At 62.8% G+C, this 21046-nt stretch carries 18 protein-coding genes; 13 read left to right on the top strand and 5 right to left on the bottom strand.

The genetic code is table 11. The annotated features are described in order from the left end of the window. Positions 1-813 (bottom strand): NUDIX hydrolase family protein (locus F1542_RS06830; RefSeq protein WP_193732378.1); only part of this gene is annotated, 813 nt, incomplete at its 3' end. A 112-nt stretch (positions 814-925) separates the two neighbouring features. Between F1542_RS06830 and F1542_RS06825 the strand changes: the two genes are divergently transcribed. The 4 genes from F1542_RS06825 (at position 926) to fusA (ending at position 5919) form a co-directional block, all read left to right on the top strand. Then, a complete protein-coding gene (locus F1542_RS06825; RefSeq protein ID WP_275944686.1) occupies positions 926-2767 on the top strand; it encodes an ABC transporter ATP-binding protein/permease in 1842 nt (613 codons plus the stop codon). A 99-nt stretch (positions 2768-2866) separates the two neighbouring features. Next, positions 2867-3133 (top strand): hypothetical protein, encoded by a 267-nt coding sequence (locus tag F1542_RS06820; protein ID WP_010512913.1) that lies wholly within the window; start codon positions 2867-2869, stop codon positions 3131-3133. Positions 3134-3314: 181 nt separating this feature from the next. Then, positions 3315-3614: a 50S ribosomal protein L28 gene (rpmB, locus tag F1542_RS06815; protein ID WP_010506414.1), complete on the top strand. Its 300-nt coding sequence runs from the start codon at positions 3315-3317 to the stop codon at positions 3612-3614. A gap of 217 nt (positions 3615-3831) precedes the next feature. Beyond that, positions 3832-5919 (top strand): elongation factor G, encoded by a 2088-nt coding sequence (gene fusA, locus F1542_RS06810; protein WP_193732376.1) that lies wholly within the window; start codon positions 3832-3834, stop codon positions 5917-5919. A 380-nt stretch (positions 5920-6299) separates the two neighbouring features. On the opposite strand, the gene F1542_RS06805 is transcribed toward fusA, so the two are convergent. Both F1542_RS06805 and F1542_RS06800 read right to left on the bottom strand, forming a co-directional pair. Further along, a complete protein-coding gene (locus tag F1542_RS06805) occupies positions 6300-7163 on the bottom strand; it encodes an MBL fold metallo-hydrolase (protein WP_193732375.1) in 864 nt (287 codons plus the stop codon). Next, entirely contained in the window at positions 7144-9948 is a 2805-nt protein-coding gene (locus F1542_RS06800) for a phosphoenolpyruvate carboxylase (protein WP_193732374.1), read from the bottom strand. Before F1542_RS06800 ends, F1542_RS06805 begins: the two co-directional genes overlap by 20 nt. A 154-nt stretch (positions 9949-10102) precedes the next feature. Between F1542_RS06800 and F1542_RS06795 the strand changes: the two genes are divergently transcribed. The 9 genes from F1542_RS06795 (at position 10103) to F1542_RS06755 (ending at position 18113) form a co-directional block, all read left to right on the top strand. Continuing rightward, on the top strand, positions 10103-11398 hold the full coding sequence (locus F1542_RS06795; protein ID WP_193732373.1) for a DUF445 domain-containing protein: 1296 nt from the start codon (positions 10103-10105) through the stop codon (positions 11396-11398). A gap of 122 nt (positions 11399-11520) precedes the next feature. Further along, complete coding sequence (locus F1542_RS06790; RefSeq protein WP_193732372.1) at positions 11521-11982, top strand: SUF system Fe-S cluster assembly regulator; 462 nt, start codon at positions 11521-11523, stop codon at positions 11980-11982. Between the two features lie 20 nt (positions 11983-12002). Beyond that, complete coding sequence (gene sufB / locus F1542_RS06785; RefSeq protein WP_193732371.1) at positions 12003-13493, top strand: Fe-S cluster assembly protein SufB; 1491 nt, start codon at positions 12003-12005, stop codon at positions 13491-13493. Positions 13494-13508: 15 nt separating this feature from the next. After that, positions 13509-14282: a Fe-S cluster assembly ATPase SufC gene (gene sufC, locus F1542_RS06780; RefSeq protein ID WP_193732370.1), complete on the top strand. Its 774-nt coding sequence runs from the start codon at positions 13509-13511 to the stop codon at positions 14280-14282. Then, entirely contained in the window at positions 14279-15553 is a 1275-nt protein-coding gene (gene sufD / locus F1542_RS06775; RefSeq protein ID WP_193732369.1) for a Fe-S cluster assembly protein SufD, read from the top strand. The genes sufC and sufD overlap by 4 nt, the downstream gene beginning before the upstream one ends. Continuing rightward, a complete protein-coding gene (locus tag F1542_RS06770; RefSeq protein ID WP_193732380.1) occupies positions 15553-16803 on the top strand; it encodes an aminotransferase class V-fold PLP-dependent enzyme in 1251 nt (416 codons plus the stop codon). The genes sufD and F1542_RS06770 overlap by 1 nt, the downstream gene beginning before the upstream one ends. A 13-nt stretch (positions 16804-16816) precedes the next feature. Next, a complete protein-coding gene (sufU, locus tag F1542_RS06765; protein ID WP_193732368.1) occupies positions 16817-17245 on the top strand; it encodes a Fe-S cluster assembly sulfur transfer protein SufU in 429 nt (142 codons plus the stop codon). Positions 17246-17252: 7 nt separating this feature from the next. Continuing rightward, positions 17253-17714 (top strand): SUF system Fe-S cluster assembly protein, encoded by a 462-nt coding sequence (locus tag F1542_RS06760; RefSeq protein WP_193732367.1) that lies wholly within the window; start codon positions 17253-17255, stop codon positions 17712-17714. Positions 17715-17735: 21 nt separating this feature from the next. Further along, positions 17736-18113, top strand: coding sequence for an iron-sulfur cluster assembly accessory protein (locus tag F1542_RS06755; RefSeq protein ID WP_193732366.1), 378 nt, complete (start codon positions 17736-17738; stop codon positions 18111-18113). A 104-nt stretch (positions 18114-18217) separates the two neighbouring features. On the opposite strand, the gene F1542_RS06750 is transcribed toward F1542_RS06755, so the two are convergent. Both F1542_RS06750 and F1542_RS06745 read right to left on the bottom strand, forming a co-directional pair. Continuing rightward, positions 18218-19492 (bottom strand): class I SAM-dependent RNA methyltransferase, encoded by a 1275-nt coding sequence (locus tag F1542_RS06750; protein WP_193732365.1) that lies wholly within the window; start codon positions 19490-19492, stop codon positions 18218-18220. 29 nt (positions 19493-19521) lie between these two features. Beyond that, positions 19522-21046: DEAD/DEAH box helicase (locus tag F1542_RS06745; RefSeq protein ID WP_227672543.1), on the bottom strand; the 1525-nt coding region annotated here is incomplete at its 5' end.

Raw genomic sequence — 21046 nt, 5'->3', positions numbered from 1 at the left:
ACGCAGGCGCTGGCCTTCGGGGCTGGCGGGGTCAATCATGCCCGTGCGCAGGAACAGGTCGATCAGCACAAGGTTCACGTTGAACTTGAACTCATCGGTATCGCGGACCAGCATATAGGCTTCGTGCAGCGGGATCAGGCGGAATTCCTCCACTTCCCCATCAGCGGGCGCGGGGATGAAATCGTCCGACAGTTCCAGTTCAAAACAGTGCAGCACGTCACGGCGCAGCCCCTCGGGGCGGTCCAGCGCGTAGCGGATATCCGCCGTGGGACGGGCGCGGGCCACCAGTTCGGGTGGCAGGCTGGCTTCCTCCCCCGCTTCCTTTATCAGCGCCTGTGCCGCCGTGTGGCCAGCCGGGATGCCGCCTGCCACCAGATGGTCCAGCTTGCCGGGGTCAAGCCGCTTGGTCATGGACCGCCGGGCGATCCACAGATACAGCCCGTCAGGCCGCCGCACGAGACCATTGAGGTGCACACCCGCCGCCATCAGGCCAAACAGCGGCAGCGCGCCCCGGTCAATGCGGGCCACGGGTGGCTGGTCCATGTCGGTCCACACGTCAAACAGTTCGTGGTGGGAGCGGTACACCCCCTCACGCGCCATGGCCTCCCCGATCTGTTCCAGCTTTGCGGGGTCATCCAGGGTAACGCCATCCCCCGCATGCGTCATGCCGTGGCGCAGCAGGACCGGCAGCAGGCCGGGCTGCACCCAGCCCGCAGGCTGCGCGCCCAGCCGGAATTCCAGCCGCCCGCCGGGTAGTACCGCCGTGTTGCAGGCGGCGATATGACGAAAAAAACCATCGAGGTTACGTGACATGATCCATCCCTGTCCTTCGGGCCTTGGCTGGCATACCGGCTGCCCCCGGGACTGACAATCCTTTGGGCGTGCCGGAATGACAGGGAGATATGGGTTGCAAAACGCGCAACGTATGCCACATGCCCGACATATGGCTGTTTCCGACAAGACCCGGCAGGACCTGCCGGAACGTTCCGCCGCCGCCACCCTGCGCGGCCTTCTGCCCTATCTGTGGCCCCGTCATGACATGCGCACCCGCCTGCGCGTGGTGGGGGTGTGCATCCTGCTGATCGCGGCCAAGGTCGCCACCATTGGCGTGCCCTATGCCTACAGCCGGGTGATTGACGCCCTGCAGCCCGTGGCAGGGCATGCGGCCATGATGCCGCTGGTGCTGATCGTGGGATATGGCCTGCTGCGCATGGCGGCGGCGGGGCTGGGGGAATTGCGCGACGCGCTGTTCGCCCCGCTGCGCTACCGCATAAGCCGGATCGCGGCCATGCGCAGCTTCACGCACATGCATCAGCTGTCACTGCGCTTTCACCTCAACCGCCAGTCGGGCGGGGTGACGCGGGCGATCGCGCGCGGGACGGAAGCGATCGAGACCCTACTGCGCGTGGGCGTGTTCAACGTGGTGCCGACCCTGATCGAGGCGCTGATGGTCATTGTCGTGATCTGGCATCTGTTTGACTGGCGCTATGCGGTGGTGATGCTGGTGGCGGTGGCGGCGTATGTGCTGTTCACCATCAAGTTCACGTCGTGGCGGATCGGGCTGCGGCGCCAGATGAACGACATCAACAGCGAAGCAAGCTGGAAGGCGCTGGACAGCCTGCTGAACTACGAGACGGTCAAGTATTTCGGCAACGAGGAACACGAGCGCAAACGCTACGAGGACGCGCAGCGGCGGTACGAAGCCGCCGCCATCCGCACCCAGATCTCGCTCAACGGCCTGAATTTCGGGCAGGCGGCCATCATTGCGGTTGCCCTGATCGCCGTCATGCTGATGGCCGGGCGCGATGTGGAGGCAGGCCACATGACGGTGGGGCATTTCGTGCTGGTCAACACCTACCTCATGCAGCTCTACCTGCCGCTGAACTTCCTGGGCAGCGTATATTCCTCGCTGCGCAATTCACTGGTGGACCTTGAACACATGTTCGCCCTGATGGACGAACAGGCCGACATTACCGATTCCGCGCACGCGCTTGGCCTGCCCGCGCGGCTGGATGAAGCGCCCGCCGCCGACATCCGTTTCGAAAACGTGCATTTCAGCTACCGTCCCGACCGCGAGATCCTGCGCGGGGTCAGCTTCCATGTCCCCGCGGGTCACCGGGTGGCCATTGTCGGCCCGACGGGTGCGGGCAAGTCCACCATCAGCCGCCTGCTGTTCCGGTTCTATGACGTGACATCGGGCCGTATCCTGATCGACGGGCACGACATCCGCGACTATTCGCAGGCGGCCCTGCGCGGGGCGGTGGGGGTGGTGCCGCAGGATACCATCCTGTTCAACGACACGATCGGCTACAACATCGCCTATGGCCGCCTTGGCGCCACGCAGGGGGAGGTGGAGCGGGCGGCGAAACTGGCCTGTATTCATGACTTCATCATGACCCTGCCCGAAGGCTACGCCACGCGGGTGGGCGAACGCGGGCTGAAGCTGTCGGGTGGTGAAAAGCAGCGCGTGGCGATCGCCCGCACCATCCTGAAGAATCCGCGTGTCCTGCTGCTGGATGAGGCGACGAGCGCGCTGGATACCCGCACCGAGCAGGAAATCCAGACAGCCCTGCACACGGTGGCCGCCAATCGCACGACCATCATCATCGCCCACCGCCTGTCCACCATTGTCGATGTGGATGAAATCCTTGTGATGGGGCAGGGGCGGATACTGGAGCGCGGCACCCACCGCGCCCTGCTGGAACATGGCGGCCTGTATGCCGAAATGTGGGCGATCCAGGCGGAGGAGGAAGCCGCCGGGACCTGACCCGCGCCGGCATGACGGTAGCGCGCGCATGACCGCCCCGCACTGGTCAGCGGCGGCAGGGAAGTACATATCAGGAAGAACGCTAGAAGGAGCCGTGACATGACGGATACGAACAACCAGCCCCCCGAAGGGGACGCCATCCCCCCCGAACTGAGCCACTGCGGCGCGGTGGTGGACAAGGCCATCGAATACATGCTGGGTGAAAACCTGCCGCCGGTGGCCATTGCCTCCGCCCTGCTGGGCGGATCCCTGGGGCTGCTGTCGCGCACCATGGGGCGCGAGACCATGCAGGCCATGCTGGAAAACGCGCTGCACAGCGTGCAGGCGGGCGAACTGCACCCCGACCACGACCAGAAGGCTGGCTGATCGCGTAGGGGTGAAGTGGGGACGAAATGCCACGCTTTGCCCCCCATGCCGGACAAAAAACGCCGAATCATGCTTATGCATCTTGACTGTTGGCGGTGGTTTGGCGATAAGCCGCGCCTAATCTAGACGATCCTTGCCGGGCATTTATGCCTCGGCCACAGTTATATCCGAGGATGATAAAATGTCTCGCCGCTGCCAGATCACAGGCAAGGGCGTGCTGACGGGCAACAACGTCAGCCACGCCAACAACAAGTCCCGCCGTCGCTTCCTGCCCAACCTGCAGGAAACATCGCTGCTGTCCGATATCCTCGGCACGGCGGTTCCCATGCGCATGACCACCAATGGCATCCGCACGGTCGAGCACAATGGCGGCCTGGATGCGTTCCTGCTGTCCACCCCGAACCGCAAGCTGACGCCGGAAGCCATGACGGTGAAGCGCCGTATCCTGCGCGTTCAGGAAAAGAAGGCCGCTGTAGCCTGATATGCGACAGGGCCGGCCACCACCCCGCAATGCCGGGGCGGGGGCCGGCCCGTCCGTCGTAGATGAAGCCTGACTGAAGTCTGGTGCATTGTTCCGCTGTGCCGGTCTGCGTCGTCCATGTTGAAAAAGACTGAGGGCGGAAGCAGCTTACGGTTCCGGCAGGCGCGAAAGGCAAAGGTTCCCCTTCGCGCCCGTGTTGTCTTGTGGAGGTTCCCCCGTGTCCGCCAAGTCTGATCTGTCCCTGATTCGCAATATCGGTATTACCGCGCATATCGATGCCGGCAAGACCACCACCACCGAGCGTATCCTGTACTACACCGGTGTGTCCCATAAGATCGGTGAGGTGCACGAAGGCAACACCACCACCGACTACATGGCGCAGGAGCGTGAGCGCGGCATCACGATCACCTCGGCTGCCGTGACGTGTGAGTGGGAAGGCCGTCGCATCAACATCATCGACACCCCGGGCCACATTGACTTCAACATCGAAGTCAACCGCTCGCTGCGCGTGCTCGATGGCGCGATCTTCATCATCGAAGGTGTTGCCGGCGTGCAGCCGCAGTCCGAGACCAACTGGCGTCTGGCTGACCGCTATAACGTGCCCCGCATCATCTTCATCAACAAGCTGGACCGTACCGGCGCCGACTTCTACTACGCCTTCAGCACGCTGAAGGAAAAGCTGGACATCGTCGCGATCCCGCTGCAGCTGCCCATCGGCGCCGAAGAAAACTTCGTTGGCGTGGTGGACCTGATCGAGATGCGCGCCATCGTCTGGGAAGGCGGTGAACTGGGTGCGAAGTTCCATTACGAGGAAATTCCCGCCGACCTGAAGGAAAAGGCCGCCGAAGCGCGCCAGAACCTTCTGGACACCGCGCTGTCCGTTGATGACGCAGCGATGGAAGAATATTTCGACAAGGGCGACGTGGATGTTGCGACGCTGAAGCGCTGCATCAAGAAGGGCACCATCAAGGGTGACTTCCGTCCCGTGCTGTGCGGCACCGCGTTCAAGAACAAGGGTGTCCAGCCGCTGCTTGACGCCGTGATCGACTTCCTGCCCGCGCCGGACGACGTGGAAGGCATCCGCATCGCCCCGCCGGAAGACGAGGAAGTGGACGAGAACAAGCTGCCGATCATCCCGGTTGACCCGGATGGCAAGTTCGCCGGCCTCGCCTTCAAGATCATCAACGACAAATACGGCACGCTGACCTTCGTGCGTGTCTATCGTGGCGTGCTGCGCACCGGTGACACCGTGCTGAACACCACGAAGGGCCACAAGGAACGTATCGGCCGTATCTTCCAGATGCACGCTGACAAGCGTGAGGAACTGAAGGAAGTCCACGCCGGTGACATCGCCGCGTTCGTTGGCCTGAAGGACACGCAGACGGGTGACACGCTGGCCGATCCGGCTGATCCGGTCGTGCTGGAACGCATGAGCTTCCCGATCCCGGTTATCGACATCTCCGTCGAGCCGAAGACGAAGGACGGCGTGGAAAAGATGACGCTGGCGCTGCAGAAGCTGTCCGGTGAAGATCCCTCGCTGCGCCTGAAGACCGATCAGGAAACGGGCCAGACCATCCTGTCCGGCATGGGCGAACTGCACCTCGACATCATCATCGACCGCCTGCGTCGTGAATATGGCGTGGATGCGAACATCGGCGCGCCGCAGGTTGCGTATCGTGAAACGATCACCAAGCCGCATACCGAAACCTATACCCACAAGAAGCAGTCGGGTGGTTCGGGCCAGTTCGCGGAAGTGAAGATCGAGTTCGCGCCGGTTGAGCGTAACGAAGGCATCTCCTTCGAGAACAAGGTCGTCGGCGGCACCGTGCCGAAGGAATACATCCCGGCGGTGGACAAGGGCATTCAGGCGCAGGCTTCGACCGGCGTGCTGGCTGGCTTCCCCACGGTGGACTTCAAGTTCACGCTGCTGGACGGCAAGTACCATGACGTTGACTCCTCCGCGCTGGCGTTCGAAATCGCGGCGAAGGCCTGCTTCCGTGAAGGCATGAAGAAGGCCGGTCCGGTCATTCTCGAGCCGATCATGGACGTGGAAGTGACCACCCCGAACGATCACGTCGGTGACGTGGTGGGCGACCTGAACCGTCGCCGTGGCATGATCCAGAGCCAGGAAACCTCCGGCTCGACCGTCATGGTGCGTGCGATGGTGCCGCTGAAGGAAATGTTCGGCTACATCTCGCACCTGCGTTCGATGACCAAGGGCCGTGCATCCTTCACGATGCAGTTCCACCACTACGATCCGGTGCCCCGCAACGTCGCGGAAGAGATCATGGCGCAGTCCGCCTGATCTTTCTCGAAAGAGAGCATCAAAAGAAACCGGCTCCCGCAAGGGGCCGGTTTTTTTGTGTCCCGGGAAATCCGGAGGCATGACAGTCGGGCAAACTGGTGCCGATGCGATGCAGTCAGGTCGGCGTGGGGTATGTTCCTGCAGGCAGGGTTGTCACATGAAGCGACTCCTGCAACCGTCCATATACTGAAATATCCGGACTGTCTGGAAAGTCAGTAATTCAGGTGATACGGCAACGCCCGTGTGGGAAAAACGTGCTTTCGGGGCATGGAATCGCGGTGAATGGCGTTACCTGGCCCGTGCACACCGCCATTAATCCTGAATGAAATTCCGTTTTCCGTCAGGCGATGATGGATCCGTAGCGTGATGCGAGAACATCATCAGGGCATGATTTTTGCCCATTGGTCGCCATGCAGGGCCACCCGGCCATCATGTTCCAGCTTTTCCAGATGGGCATGCAGGTTCAGTCGTGCCGCACGGCGCAGGCCGGGGCGCAGGTTGTGGTACATGCTGTCCACGATTTCATCCAGCGTGCGGGGGGCAGCCGGCATCAGCGCCATGATGCTTTCCTCACGCGCGCGGCGGTGGGCGACCAGTCCTTCGATGCAGGCTTTTACATGCGGTATGGCGGGACCGTGTGCGGGCAGCAGCAGGTGGCTGTCGCGTTGCAGCAGGTAGTCCATGCTGTCCAGAAACTGCTGCACCGAACCGTGCGGGGCAGGGGGGACCATGGTGGTGGACCAGCCCATGACATGGTCGCCGGTGAAGATGATGCCATCTGCTGTTTCAAGGCAGATATGATCGCTGGCATGCCCCGGTGTGTACAGCACCCGTAATCCCGCGATTTCATCACCATCCCGCAGGCCGATATCGGGGGTGAATTCCGGCTCGGCGCTGGCATGGAAGCCACAGACCGGGATTTCCAGCCGCGCACCCAGCGGCCGTGCGCCGGCAAGGTGATCCGCATGGGTATGGGTCAGGATGACATGGGTGATCGGCCGGTCGCCTGCTGTAGCCACCAGCGCATCCAGATGGACGGGGTCGGTGCTGCCGGGATCAATGACCACGCAGCCCCCGTCATGGTCCACCAGCCAGCTATTGGTGCCGTTGCCGGTCATGGGGCCGGGATTGTTCGCCACCACCCGGCGTATGGCGGGCGTCTGGGACAACGCCACGCCATAGGGAGGTGGCGGTTCACTGATCCGCCACCCGTTGCGCGATGTCTTAGCCAAAGGCGCCGACATGGTGCATCACCCCGGTGCTGATTTCGCGCACCATCTGGAACAGGCGCTGCATCGGTTCAAAGATTTCGGTGTATTCGCGGTGGTAGGTGCCTTCCTGCCGGGGGCCATGCGGTTCATGGAAATCAAGATCGAAACTGCCATCCGAACGGTAGGGGAAGATATTTTCAAGTTCCGCCAGCGCCCCCGGGATTTCAAGGCACAGTACCTTCAGCGTCAGCACATCGCGCGAAAACGCATGGCGGGGTGAGAAATAGGGCACCTGTGTGGACAGCAGCCAGATCTGCTCGATGATCGCGATGCGGATGGCATGCAGCAGCAGTTCATCGGGGCGCATGCGCGGGGCGTCGGGCCACGCGCGCCGCAGGGCGAGGTGATCGGACTGGATGCGCCGGAACATCGCCTGCGTGCTGGCCCAGAAATCCAGGTTTTCCAGCCCGTGCATAAGCGACAGGCAGGCTTCCTGCCGGCCCGGGTCCTTCTGCGCCGTGGCACGTTCCAGCCACATGTCCGGGTCCAGCAGGCGGATGACACCGCGCAGCACGCCGTGGTCGGAATGCGCCAGCGCGTGGGCCGCGAAATCCATGGCCCGGCGGAAGCGGGGGCTTTCCGCCAGGTATTTCTCGAACGTTTCAGGGTGGCGCGCCGCCGCCGTGCCCAGTCCCTGCAACGTATTCGCGCACCATGCCAGCTGTTGCAGGATGGCATTGTTGGGAATGGCGCGCAGCTGGCTGGGATGCTTGATGCGGGTTACGGTCGATGCCGCGTCGCTCTGCCGCGCGGACGGGCGCGACCCGGTCTTGTCGATCAGTGACGGCCCGAATGCGCCCAGCAGGGCGGCATAGCCGGGATCTTCCACCAGCCCGGTCATGCCATTGGCGATGGTGGCGAAGAAATCGGCCGAAAAATCCGGTTCATCATAAACCGGGTCACGGTCCAGCGTCGTGGTGGCGAAGGCGTGTTCGGCAATGATGCTGACAGTGGCATCCGCCAGGGCCTGCGTGCCGAACAGAAGATAGCCGTCACCACCCTGAAAGGCCGTTTCCTCACGCATCTGGATGCCCGCGCGGGTAAAGCGGGCGCGGGCATGCGGCGGGGACAGGTAGTCGAAGCGGTCCGCAAGCCGGTAGGGATGCGCGCCACGGCCAATGCTTTCGCCATGCGTGTCGAACAGGATGACCTCGACAAAGGCCAGATCCCATTTGCGCAGCAGGTCGCATACCTTGATGCGCAGCCGTTCGATCAGATAGGTCGCGGCCAGCTGCCCCACGTAACGGCCGGAGTCGGAAAAGCCGAACTGCAGGCTGAGCTTGCGTGTGCGCTGCAGGTAGGCGCGCCAGTGGGGGGAGCGCAGGGCTTCCTCGATGATCTGTTCGCCGTTTTCCAGTGCTTCCTGTGTCTCGAACAATGGCGAGATCTCGATCATGTCCGCAACCCCATACAGCCGCGCCAGCCACAGCGCGGTCAGCAGGGTGTAGCCGGTCTCGGTCTCGGCAATCAGGAAACGGATGGGGCTGGTGCGGTCGATATGGCGCAGGATCTGGCGCACCGTCATCATCAGCCGCCCGGCGCTGGCCTGTTCCATCAGCAGCGAACCGAAATCGATCTCGACCGGCTGGACCGTCTCCAGCGCGTCGTTCATGCGGCTGATCAGCGCGCGGCGCTGGGCCGGGATGTCGGGGCTGTCGGTAATGCCCAGCCGCTGGCGGGCGATGTTGTGCAGCTGTGTCGCATTCAGGCGCGTATGCGTGTGCGCCGCCGACAGGCCATGCGCCATGAAGCCCGCCCGTGCCACCGCCAGGGTCATCTTGTCTTCAGGTGTCGCGGCGTCGATCGCCTCGCTGAAGGCGGCGTTCAGGTCGTTGGTGCTGGTCAGCGCGTCATTGCTGCGGGTAATCAGCACATCGGCAAAGCGTGACACCGCTTCGGGTTCCGGCCCGGTGGGGCAGGCGGCGATCTGGGCCGCGACGGTGTCCAGCGCGGTCTGCACGCGCGGCAGCAGGTCATTGGCGCAGCTGGTCACGGGTTCGATCTGGTCATGCAGGCGGGCAAGCTGCATCTGCTTCATGCGCAGCCGCAGGCGCAGCGTGTCCCACCAGCCGATATCGGTGCGCCCGTCGGTATCGTACCCGACCCAGCTGGTCATGATGATGGGACGCGGCGCCAGCGTGGACCACAGTTGCGGCCAGTGGGTGCGCGCTTCGGACAGCAGGATGACGTTCAGCCGGTCCAGCGCGTTGCGCCCGCGCAGGATGGCCTGTGTCGCCAGCGTGAATTCCTCATCCAGCGTGGGCGGCCCGACGCGGCGGTGCGTCAGGAAGGCGGGGATATGCGCCGGGACCTCGGCCGGGTTGGTGGAGGCCAGGTCGGCCAGCGCCTCATATACCGGGTTGGCCAGTGCGAATGTGGGGTGGGCGGTAAACACGGCGGCAAAGCGGCTGCGTTCGATGGCGGCGCGGAAGCGCGCGATGGGCACGGGACTGTCATCGGGGTCCGGCTGCACGATGCGGCGGGCGACGTCATGCATGCGCGCGGCCACCACCGCATCGTCAGGACCGTCCAGATAGGCGGCGATATGGTGCGCCCGCCCGGCAAAGGCGCGGTCACGCAGCAGGCGCACGATCTCCTCCACCATTTCCATCGACAGGGTGCCATTGGCCATCTGGCGGTTGATCTGACGCGCCAGCGCCATGACCGGGCTGCCGGTTGCGGTTTCGTCATGGCTGGCAATCAGTCGTTCCGCCTGTTGCAGCAGGTCGGAAACAGTCCGCGCGGCGGCTTCGGTCATCGTGTTGTCCTGTCATGAAAAATCGTCATGGTCTTTCCCAAATCCCATGTTCGGCGGCGGCCCGCAATGTCCACCATGGCATATTCACGCCTATTTGGTGCGTTACACCGAGTGTTGCTTGGGCTGGAGGGGAGACAATGGTATCAAGGACTTCATGAACGGTATTCCACAAACGGATCAGGACGCGCGGCATACGCTGCTGCGTTACAAACGGTCTGCGACCGGCCTGCTGGCGGCCATGGCCGGGTTGACGGTGGCGGGGTATGCCCTGCCACAGATGGGCTGGCTGGCGGACCGTCCGTGGCTGGAAATCCTGCGCTCGGGCACCAAGGCGGGGGTTGTGGGCGGCCTGGCCGACTGGTTTGCCGTGACCGCGCTGTTCCGCAGGCCCATGGGACTGCCGATTCCCCATACCGCCATCCTGCCCGCGCAGAAGGAACGGCTGGCGCAGGCGCTGGGGCGCTTCGTCTCGACCAACGTGTTCACGGAAAAGGAGGTCGAGGCCGCATTCAACCGCATCGACCTGCCCTCCATCCTTGGCAACATACTGCAGGAGCCGGAAACGGCGGACATGGTCAACCGCGCCGTGCTGGGATCGGTGCCGCACGTGCTGGACCGCCTGGAGGACGGGCGGGCAAGTTCCGCCATCGCCCGCATGCTGCCGACCCTGCTGGGGGGGGAGGAAATCGCCCCCGTCATCACCCGCAGCCTGCGCGCGATGGTGGAAGGGGACTGCCACCAGGAAGTGCTGTCGTTCCTGCTGTCGCGGCTGAAGGAAGGCATCAAGGCCAAGGAACCGGCCCTGCGCACGATGATCGAGGAGCGCGTGCGCGAACAGGGCGGCCGCGTGCTGGGCTGGGCCATTGGCGGGTCGATCGCGACCAAGGTGCTGCTGGCCGCGGGGCAGGAACTGGACCGGATCGACCCGCAGAATTCAGAATTGCGTGAGGGCTTCACCACATGGGTCCGGGCCGAGATCGACCGGATCGAGCAGGATCCGGTGCGCCGGCGTGATATCACGGATACCGTGATGGGCGTGCTGACCCATGACAGCGTGCGTGGCTGGAGCAGTGACGTATGGCACCGCCTGCGCCGCCTGATCGAGGAAGACATGGACAGGGGGGATCGTGGATGGCTGTCCTCCATTGTGCGCGACGCACTGCAGCGTCTCGCGGAACAGATGTATCATGACGCCACCATGCGCAAACGGATCAATGATGGCGCGCGTGGCATGATCATGAGCAGCCTGCCATTCCTGCGTGACCGCATGTCGCGGTTTATTTACTCGGTCGTTAATGGATGGGACGCGGAAAGCCTGAGCGACCGTCTGGAACTGCGTGTAGGTAAGGATCTGCAGTATATCCGCCTGAATGGCACGCTGGTCGGGTTTCTGGCCGGGTGCGGGCTGTCCGTGCTATTACAGCTGATATTCGGAACCGGTATCGGATAGGGCGGGGCTGCATGCAACGATTGGACTTGACGACGCGTGGCTGGTAGCCCATCTGAAACTTCAGGAAACAGTACTGTTTCGGTCCAATTATGCAGGCGGGCCGGAACAGGCGGGAGAGCGGAATGCTGAAACTGTCGAAACTGACCGATTATGCCGTCGTGGCTCTGGTCCGGCTGGGACAGAAGGAAGAGGTCACGACCTCGCCTGTCCTGTCGCGTTCGACCGGCATTCCCGAACCCACCGTGGCCAAGGTGCTCAAGATTCTCGCGACACAGGGCATCGTGACATCACAGCGCGGCGCACGCGGCGGCTACAGGCTGGCCCACCCGTTGGAGGAAATCTCGATCGCGACCGTGATCCAGGCGATCGATGGTCCCATATCGCTGACGACATGCGTGGATGGCGGGGATTGTGATGCCCGGTCCACCTGTGGCCTGGGCGGTCAGTGGGACATGGTCAACGCCGCCATCCGCAACGCCCTGTCCGCCATTACGCTGGCGGACATGAAAAACCACACAGTCACTGACAGACTGGGCGGCCTGCGCACGCCGTCCATGCCCGGCGGGCCCGCGGCCACGGCCTGAAACAGGGGGAGGAAAGACACATGCCGGCAGTAGCCGAAACCCGCAAGACGGTCGAAACCCTGGGTCAGAACACCTATAAATGGGGGTTCGAGACCGATATCGAAATGGATATCGCCCCCAAGGGCCTGAACGAGGACACGATCCGCCTGATCTCCAGCCGCAAGAAGGAGCCGGAATGGCTGCTGGAATGGCGGCTGAAGGCCTACCGTTCATGGCTGGAGATGCGCGAACCCACATGGGCCAAGGTCCATCATCCGCCCATCGACTATCAGGACGTGCATTACTATGCCGCCCCGCGCAAGAAGCCCGGGCCGAAGTCGCTGGAAGAGGTCGATCCCGAATTGCTGCGCACCTATGAAAAGCTGGGCATCCCCCTGCACGAGCAGGCGATGCTGGCAGGCGTGGAAGTGCCCGAAGGCCAGGAAGCGCGCGCACCCGTCGCGGTTGACGCCGTGTTTGACAGCGTGTCCGTCGCCACCACCTTCCGCAAGACATTGCAGGAAGCGGGCGTGATCTTCTGCCCCATTTCCGAAGCGGTGCAGGAATATCCCGAACTGGTGCGCAAATACCTGGGCAGCGTCGTGCCGGTGACGGATAATTTCTACGCCGCGCTGAATGCCGCCGTGTTTACCGATGGTTCCTTCGTGTTCGTGCCAAAAGGCGTGCGCTGCCCGATGGAACTGTCCACCTATTTCCGCATCAATGCGCGTAATACCGGGCAGTTTGAACGCACGCTGATCGTGGTGGAAGATGGTGCGTCCGTCTCCTACCTTGAAGGCTGCACGGCGCCCATGCGTGATGAAAACCAGCTTCATGCCGCCGTGGTCGAACTGGTGGCGATGGAAGATGCGTCGATCAAGTATTCCACCGTGCAGAACTGGTATCCCGGTGATGAAAACGGCAGGGGCGGCATCTACAACTTCGTGACCAAGCGCGGCGCATGCCGTGGCGCGCGGTCCAAGATTTCATGGACGCAGGTGGAAACCGGGTCGGCCATTACGTGGAAATACCCGTCATGCATCCTGCAGGGTGAGGGATCGGTGGGGGAATTCTATTCCGTCGCGGTAACCAACAACCACCAGCAGGCCGATACCGGCACCAAGATGATCCATATCGGCCGCAACACGCGTTCGACCATCATCGCCAAGACCATCAGCGCGGGCCAGTCCGACAGCACCTATCGCGGGCTGGTGCGCATGATGCCCAAGGCATCGGGCAGCCGTAACTTCACACAGTGCGACAGCCTGCTGATCGGGGATCGTTGCGGGGCGCATACCGTGCCCTATATCGAAAGCCGCAACATGTCCGCACGCGTGGAACATGAGGCGACGACATCCAAGATATCGGAAGACCAGCTGTTCTACTGCCGCCAGCGCGGCCTGTCGGAAGAAGACGCGGTGGGCCTGATCGTAAACGGGTTCTGCAAGGACGTTCTGAAGGAACTGCCGATGGAATTCGCGGTGGAAGCGCAGAAGCTTCTGCAGATCAGCCTAGAAGGCAGCGTGGGCTAACAGGGATTCAAAGACGTGAGCAAGCAATTCGTAAGCATCAATGGCCTGTGCGCCCGCATTTCGGACGGGGAGACCCACAAGGAAATCCTGCGTGGGGTCGATCTGGAAATCCCGGCGGGTGAAGTCCACGCCATCATGGGACCGAACGGTTCGGGCAAGTCCACCCTGTCCTACGTGCTGGCCGGACGCGAGGATTATGAGGTGACCGGCGGGTCGGCCACCTTCAAGGGGCAGGATCTGCTGGCGCTGGAACCCGAGGAACGTGCGGCCCTTGGCCTGTTCCTGGCGTTCCAGACTCCGGTCGAGCTGCCGGGCGTGAACAACGCCAATTTCCTGCGCACCGCCGTCAATGCCGTGCGCCGTGCGCGTGGGGTGGATGAACTGGATGCCGTGGCTTTCCTGAAGGCCGTGCGCAAGGAGACGAAGCACCTGTCCATGTCGGACGAGATGCTCAAGCGTAACGTCAATGTCGGCTTTTCGGGTGGCGAGAAGAAGCGCAATGAGGTGCTACAGATGCGCATGCTCCAGCCGTCCTTCGCCATCCTGGACGAAACGGATAGCGGACTGGACATCGATGCCCTGCGCATCGTGGCTGAAGGCGTGAACTCCCTGCGTTCGCCCGATTTCTCGGCGCTGGTCATTACCCATCACCAGCGCCTGCTGGATTATATCGTGCCCGACCGCATCCATGTGATGGCGAAGGGCCGCATCATCCACAGCGGTGGCCCCGAACTGGCCAAGCAGCTTGAGGCGCAGGGTTATGCCCAGTTCCTGTCGGAGGCGGCGTGAACGCCATCACACCGGTCGGGGTCAATGCCTCCGCCTTTCTCGACCGGGGTGACGTAACGGGCAATGCGCAACGGCAGAAGGCCGCCGATTTCCTGCGCCATGTCGGCCTGCCACGCGTGGGTGTGGAGGCGTGGAAATACACCTCCCTGCGCGCACTGGCCGATGTGCCGTTCACCACGGCGCCGCACGCGGCGGATGACGCGGCCGCCGATACCCTGCTGGCGGAAATCGAGACCATTTCCGGCCTTGGCGCCGGGGCAAGTCGTGTTGTGTTTGTGAACGGGTATTTCGATGCCGGTCGTTCACGTCTGCCCAAGGGTGTCCGGGTCTCGACGCTGGCCGCGGGCACGCTGCCTGATGACGGGATCGACCCGGCGGGTGATGTCACCACCGCGCTGAACACCATCCTTGCGCGCGACGGTCTGGATCTGGTCGTGCCCGCGGGTGTGGATGGTGGCTGCCTGCTGCTGGTCAGCATTGGCCAGACGGAGGCGGCCGAACCGGTCTCCTTCCACCCGCGCCACCGTATCGTGGTGGAAAAAGGCGGACGCCTGGCGTTGCTGGATGCATCGGTCGGACGGGGACAGTACCTGCACAACCCGCTCTATGACATTGCGGTGGCGGATGGGGGGTACCTGTCGCATGCCCGTATTCAGGCGGAAGGCAAGCAGGCGGTGCATCTGGCGGTCAGCCATGCCCGCGTTGCCGCCGGTGGGGTTTATGACAGCTTTACGCTGACGCTGGGCGCCAGCCTGTCACGGCATGAAGTCCATGCCGCGCTGATGCAGGCGGGGGCCAGCGTGCATGTCAATGGCGCGCAGCTTCTGTCCGGTCACCAGCATGGCGACCTGACCAGCGTGATTACCCATGCCGCCCCGGACTGCGTATCGCGCCAGACGATCAAGAATGTCCTGTCCGACCATGCACGTGGCGTGTTCCAGGGCAAGATCCTTGTCGAGCGTATTGCCCAGAAGACCGATGGCTACCAGATGAACCAGGCGCTGCTGCTGTCCGATGGCGCGGAAATCGACGCCAAGCCGGAACTGGAAATCTACGCCGATGACGTGAAGTGCAGCCATGGCGCCACCGTTGGTGCGCTGGATGATGACCAGCTGTTCTACCTGCGCAGCCGTGGCATCCCGGACGCGGCCGCGCGCTCCATCCTGATCCGCGCCTTCCTGCATGATGTCGTGGACCAGATTGATGACCAGCGCCTGAAGGACAGCCTGAACCTTGCCGTCGAGGCATGGTGGACGCGGGAGGTCGCATGATGGACCAGACTGTAGCCAGCCGCACGGACGTCGTGGGCAGCCTGCGCCGTATCCGGGCCGATTTCCCGATCCTGTCGCAGAAGGTGCATGGCAAGGACCTCGTGTTCCTTGACAGCGCGGCCTCCGCGCAGAAGCCGCGGCAAGTCATTGACGCCATGGCGGACACCATGCGCACCCAGTACGCCAACATCCATCGTGGCCTATACTGGATGAGCGAACGCACGACGGAAGCCTATGAAGCCGTGCGTGATCAGGTGGCAGCCTTCCTTGGCGCGCAGGCGCGCGAAGAAATCGTTTTCACCCGCAACAGCACCGAGGCCATAAACCTTGTCGCCCATTCCTTCGGCTCCCTGCTGAAGCCGGGGCAGGTGGTGCTGGTGTCCGAAATGGAACACCACGCCAATCTGGTCCCCTGGCAGATGCTGCGGGACCGCACGGGCGTTGAACTGCGCGTGACCCCCATTACCGATGATGGGGCGCTGGACATGGATGCCCTGGCGCGCAACCTGTCCGACGGGCAGGTGGCGCTGGTGGCGATCACCCACATGTCCAATGTGCTGGGCACGATCACGGATGCCCGCGCCATTGCCGACATGGCGCATGCTGCGGGTGCGAAGGTGCTGTTTGATGGCAGCCAGCTTGCCGTCCATCGTCGTGTGGACGTGCGCGCGCTGGATGCGGATTTCTATGTGGTGACCGGGCACAAGCTGTATGGCCCGACCGGTATCGGCGTGCTGTGGGCGCGACGCGAGATCCTTGATGCCATGCCGCCTTTCCTTGGCGGTGGCGACATGATTTCCACCGTGTCGTTCGAGCGTTCGACATGGGCCAGTGTCCCGCATAAATTCGAGGCCGGGACCCCCGCCATCATCGAGACCATTGGATTGGGCGCCGCCCTTGCCTATATCGAATCCATAGGGTTTGACGCGATCGGCGCGCATGAGGAAGCCCTGACAGCCCATGCGCTGAAAGTGTTGGGCAATGTCAGCGGGCTGAAGGTGATCGGGACCGCGCCGGATCGTGGCGGGGTGATTTCGTTCACCATGGACGATGTCCACCCGCATGATATCGCCACCCTGCTGGACCGCAATGGCATTGCGGTCCGGGCGGGACATCACTGCGCTGAACCGCTCATGCGCAGGCTGGGGGTTTCGGCCACCGCACGGGCCAGCTTCGGCATATACACCACGCCGGAGGAAATCGACTTCCTGGCCGCCACGCTGGAACAGATACGCGGCTTTTTTGTCTGATGGCGTGACAGTCATGGCGCAGGATGATCTGTATCGCACCGTGGTGCTGGAACGGGCCAGAACGCCGCGTTACGCAGGCCCGCTGGCGGGTGCGCAGTTGCAGGGGGAAGGCTCGAACCCCCTGTGCGGTGACCGGGTGAAGTTGCAGGCCGGTGTCGATGCACAGGGCCGGGTTACGGCATTACGGCATGAAACGCGGGGCTGTGCGATCTGTGCCGCGTCCGCGGATCTCATGGCGGAACGGGTGGCCGGGCAGGATCGTGCACGGATCAGCCAGATGCATGCGGAACTTGTGACGGCCGTTGAAACAGGTATAGCCCCTGAGGGCTTGGGTGACCTTTCGGTTTTCGCGCCATTGCACCGGCATCGTTCGCGTATCCGCTGCGCGATGCTGCCATGGTCGGCGCTGATCGGGATGCTCAATGATGATAAAGACAGGTGAAGGTCTCATGGACGAGAAAAATCAGGTAGAGCCTGCCATCGGCATGGCAGAGGGAGCCGGGCATTTCTCCCTTGAGGCCGAGGGTAAGACCGACCCCGGGGCTGAACCCGTATCAACATGGACACCGGACGGGGAAAAGCCGAATGATGCCCCCGCCAGTGCCAGCATACCGGACGAGGAAACGGTCATTGCCGCGATCGCCACGGTGTATGACCCGGAAATTCCGGTCAATATCTATGAACTTGGCCTGATTTACGCCATCGACCTGCATGAGGATGGATCGGTCAAGGTCGAGATGACGCTGACCGCCCCCAACTGTCCCAGCGCGCAGGAACTGCCGGTGCAGGTCAAGGAAGCGGTGGAAAAGATCGATACGGTCACCACTGCCACGGTGGAAATCGTGTGGGAACCGCCATGGGATATGTCGCGCATGAGTGAAGATGCGCGCCTTGCCCTGAACATGTTCTGAACCCAGCAAGGGGAACGTCCCATGACTGAACATAACGCCACAACCACCACTGCCACCCCGCGCCGGGCTTTGCCGCCGCTTATGACCCTGACGGACCGGGCGGCGCAGCGGCTGGAAAAACTGTACCAGACCAATCACGCCGGGCACCTGCTGCGCATTGCCGTTTCGACCAAGGGCTGTTCAGGCCATGCCTATGACATGAGCTTTGTCGAACAGGCTGGTCCAGGTGACGAAGTGGTGGTGGACAAGGGTATGACCCTGCTGGTGGACCGCAAGGCAACATTGTTCCTGATCGGATCGGTGATGGATTACGAGGTCAAGCAGCTTGAATCCGGCTTCACCTTCAGCAATCCCAATGAAAAGGGGCGTTGTGGCTGCGGGGAAAGCTTCCACGTCTGATGTATTGATGAAAAACAGAAGTTTTCTGGGTGCCGCCTTTTTTCAGAAAGGCGGCCTTCTTTGAAGCCTTTTGAAAAAAGCTTCACCAAAAAACTTTCCTGTTCTTAGCGCCGGTTACGGCGGTTTGCCCCCGGCAGAGTCAGCACGCAGACGGATTCGACTTCCGCTGACCACAGGAACTGGTCAACAACCGTCACGCTATCCAGCCGGTAACCCGCCTGTTGCAGGGGCGTCAGGTCCCGCTGCAGTGCTACGGGATTGCAACTGACATAGATGACACATGCCGGTCTGCCCGCCACGATCTGGGCGATCTGCGCACCAGCCCCGGCATGGGGCGGATCCAGCACGATGGCTGCCGCCTTTGCCAGATCGGTCGCCATGACCGGCTGGCGGTTCAGGTCACGCAGCGCGGGCAGGACGCGTGTGCCGCCACTGGCCTGTTTCAGGCAGGCCAGGGCCGCGCGATCACCTTCATAGGCATGAACCTTGGCCTGTTCAGCCAGCGCGAAGGACAGCGTGCCACATCCTGCGTATAATTCGATAATGCCTGCCTTCAGTCCCTTGCGCGGCAGGCCCGCGATCACGGCGGCCTTGATAAAGGCTTCACCCGCCCGCGCGGGCTGCAGGAAGGCGCCCGGCGGGGGCACGACACGCACGTCATCAAAATGATGGAAAACAGGCCCGGTCAGGGCCAGTGTTTCTGGCGGGCGACCCTGCAGTGAAATGCGCGGGATGCCATGCGCCTTGCCAAACTGCGCCAGAATGCGACGGTCATTGGCGTCTGGCGTGCCATCCATCGTAATCAGCAGGTCGGGACCGCTATCCAGCAGGTTGATCTGAAGATCACCACCCGCATGCACGGCCGGAAGCGAATGCAGCATGGCGCGCAGGGGTGTCAGCAGGGCGAAAAGCGTGGGATCGAGCAGTGTGCATTCGCTCATGTCAACCACATCGCCACGGCGGCGATGCAGCCCCAGCACGATCTGTTTCCCGACGCGGCGGAAGGTCAGATCAACCCGGCGCCTGCCATGCGGGCCGACCTGATGGGTCTGCGGCGTGGGAATGGCGTCAAACCCAACATGTTGCAGGGACTCGACCACGCGGCCTGTCTTCCAGTCCAGCAGGGCAGGCAGCGCCATGTCCTGAATGCGGCAGCCACCACAGTCGCCAAACAGGTGACAGGGGGCAGGTACGCGGTCGACCCCCGGTGTCACCACACGATCAAGCGTCCCGCGCGTACCGTCATGCGTTGCCAGCACGATTTCATCACCCGGAACCGTGCCGGGTACGAATACCCGGCCATCTGGGGTCTGGGCTATGCCATCCCCATCATTGCCGAGCGCCACCACCCGGATGGTATGCGCCACTGCGTTTTCCATTCCCTGTTATCGCCAGAAGGGCAGACTGCTTATTCGTCCGCCGGAATGACGGATTTTTCCCGGCGCGGCAGTTGCATGAAGGCCGGGACGTCATTGCCGAAGCCGGTAACAGGCTGATCGGGCGCGGACGGCAGCAATCCGGAGTCGCGACGCGGCGATGGCGCTGCGGACGAACCGCCTGCCACCCCACCGTTCGACCTGCGCGATTTGCGCGGAGCCGGGGGTTTTTCCTCAGCCGTGGCGGGTGCCGCAGGCTGTTCGGGCTTGGCTGTTGCAGCATTGCTTTTGCGGGCGGGCTTGCGGCGACCATTGCCGGTGCGGGGCTCTTCCGACCATTCCAGCGTTTCCATGCCAGGGATTTCGATTCGGGGAATTGGCTTGCCTGTCAGTTTCTCGATGGCCTGCACCAGCGCCTCTTCATCCGGCGTGGCCAGGGTATAGGCGTGGCCAGTGCGGCCCGCGCGGCCGGTACGGCCGATTCGGTGGACATAATCCTCGGCATGGAACGGCACGTCAAAATTGAACACATGCGACAGGCCGCCAATGTCGATCCCGCGTGCTGCAATGTCGGAGCAGACAAGGATCTTCAGTTCGCCGTTCTTGAACGCTTCAAGTGTCGAGAAACGCAGCGACTGCGCCAGGTCACCATGCAGGGCGCCTGCGGAGAAACCGTGTTTGATCAAGGATTTGCACAGTACATCGACATCACGCTTGCGGTTGCAGAACACAATGGCGTTCTGCATGTCCGCCGTGCGCAGGAGCTTGCGCAGCGCACGGCGCTTTTCCTTGGCGTCGACAATGGCCAGTCCCGTCACGATGGTTGATGCGACGGAGGAGGGACGGCTGACCGTGATTTCCTTCGGGTTGCTCAGGAACATGTCCGCCAGCCTGCGGATTTCCGGCGCCATGGTGGCGGAGAAGAACAGCGTCTGGCGCAGCGGCGACAGCATGTTCACGATCTTCTCGATATCGGGAATGAAGCCCATGTCCAGCATGCGGTCCGCTTCATCGATCACCAGCAGCCGGGTCTGGGTCAGCAGCAGGCCGCCGCGTTCAAACAGGTCGATCAGCCGCCCGGGGGTGGCGATCAGCACGTCAACGCCACGGTTCAGCACTTCCTTCTGTTCGGCCATGCTTTCGCCGCCGATCAGCAGCGCATGGGTCAGCTTGAGGTGCTTGCCGTAATTGACGAAATTTTCCGCGACCTGCAGCGCGAGTTCACGCGTGGGTTCAAGGATGAGCGAACGCGGCATCCGTGCCCGTGCCCGTGAGCCGGACAGGACTTCCAGCATGGGCAGGGTGAAGGACGCGGTCTTGCCGGTCCCGGTCTGGGCCACGCCCAGAACGTCGCGCCCCATCAGCACATACGGAATGGCCTGCGCCTGGATGGGGGTGGGATGACGGTATCCCATCTCATCAATCGCCTGCTGGATGGGTTCGGACAGGCCGAGTTCGGAAAACAGGGGCTGTGCTTCCTGTTCCGCAGCATCTTCCGGTGCGGGGGTGTCAGTAGGGGGGGCCCCGTCCGTGCTGGTGACGGGGCCCCCCCTACTG

It is taken from the genome of Komagataeibacter sp. FXV3 (assembly GCF_015155755.1).
Classification (GTDB): domain Bacteria; phylum Pseudomonadota; class Alphaproteobacteria; order Acetobacterales; family Acetobacteraceae; genus Komagataeibacter.
The sequence above is the reverse complement of the archived record's forward strand: the minus strand, read 5'-3'. Positions and strand labels throughout refer to the sequence as shown.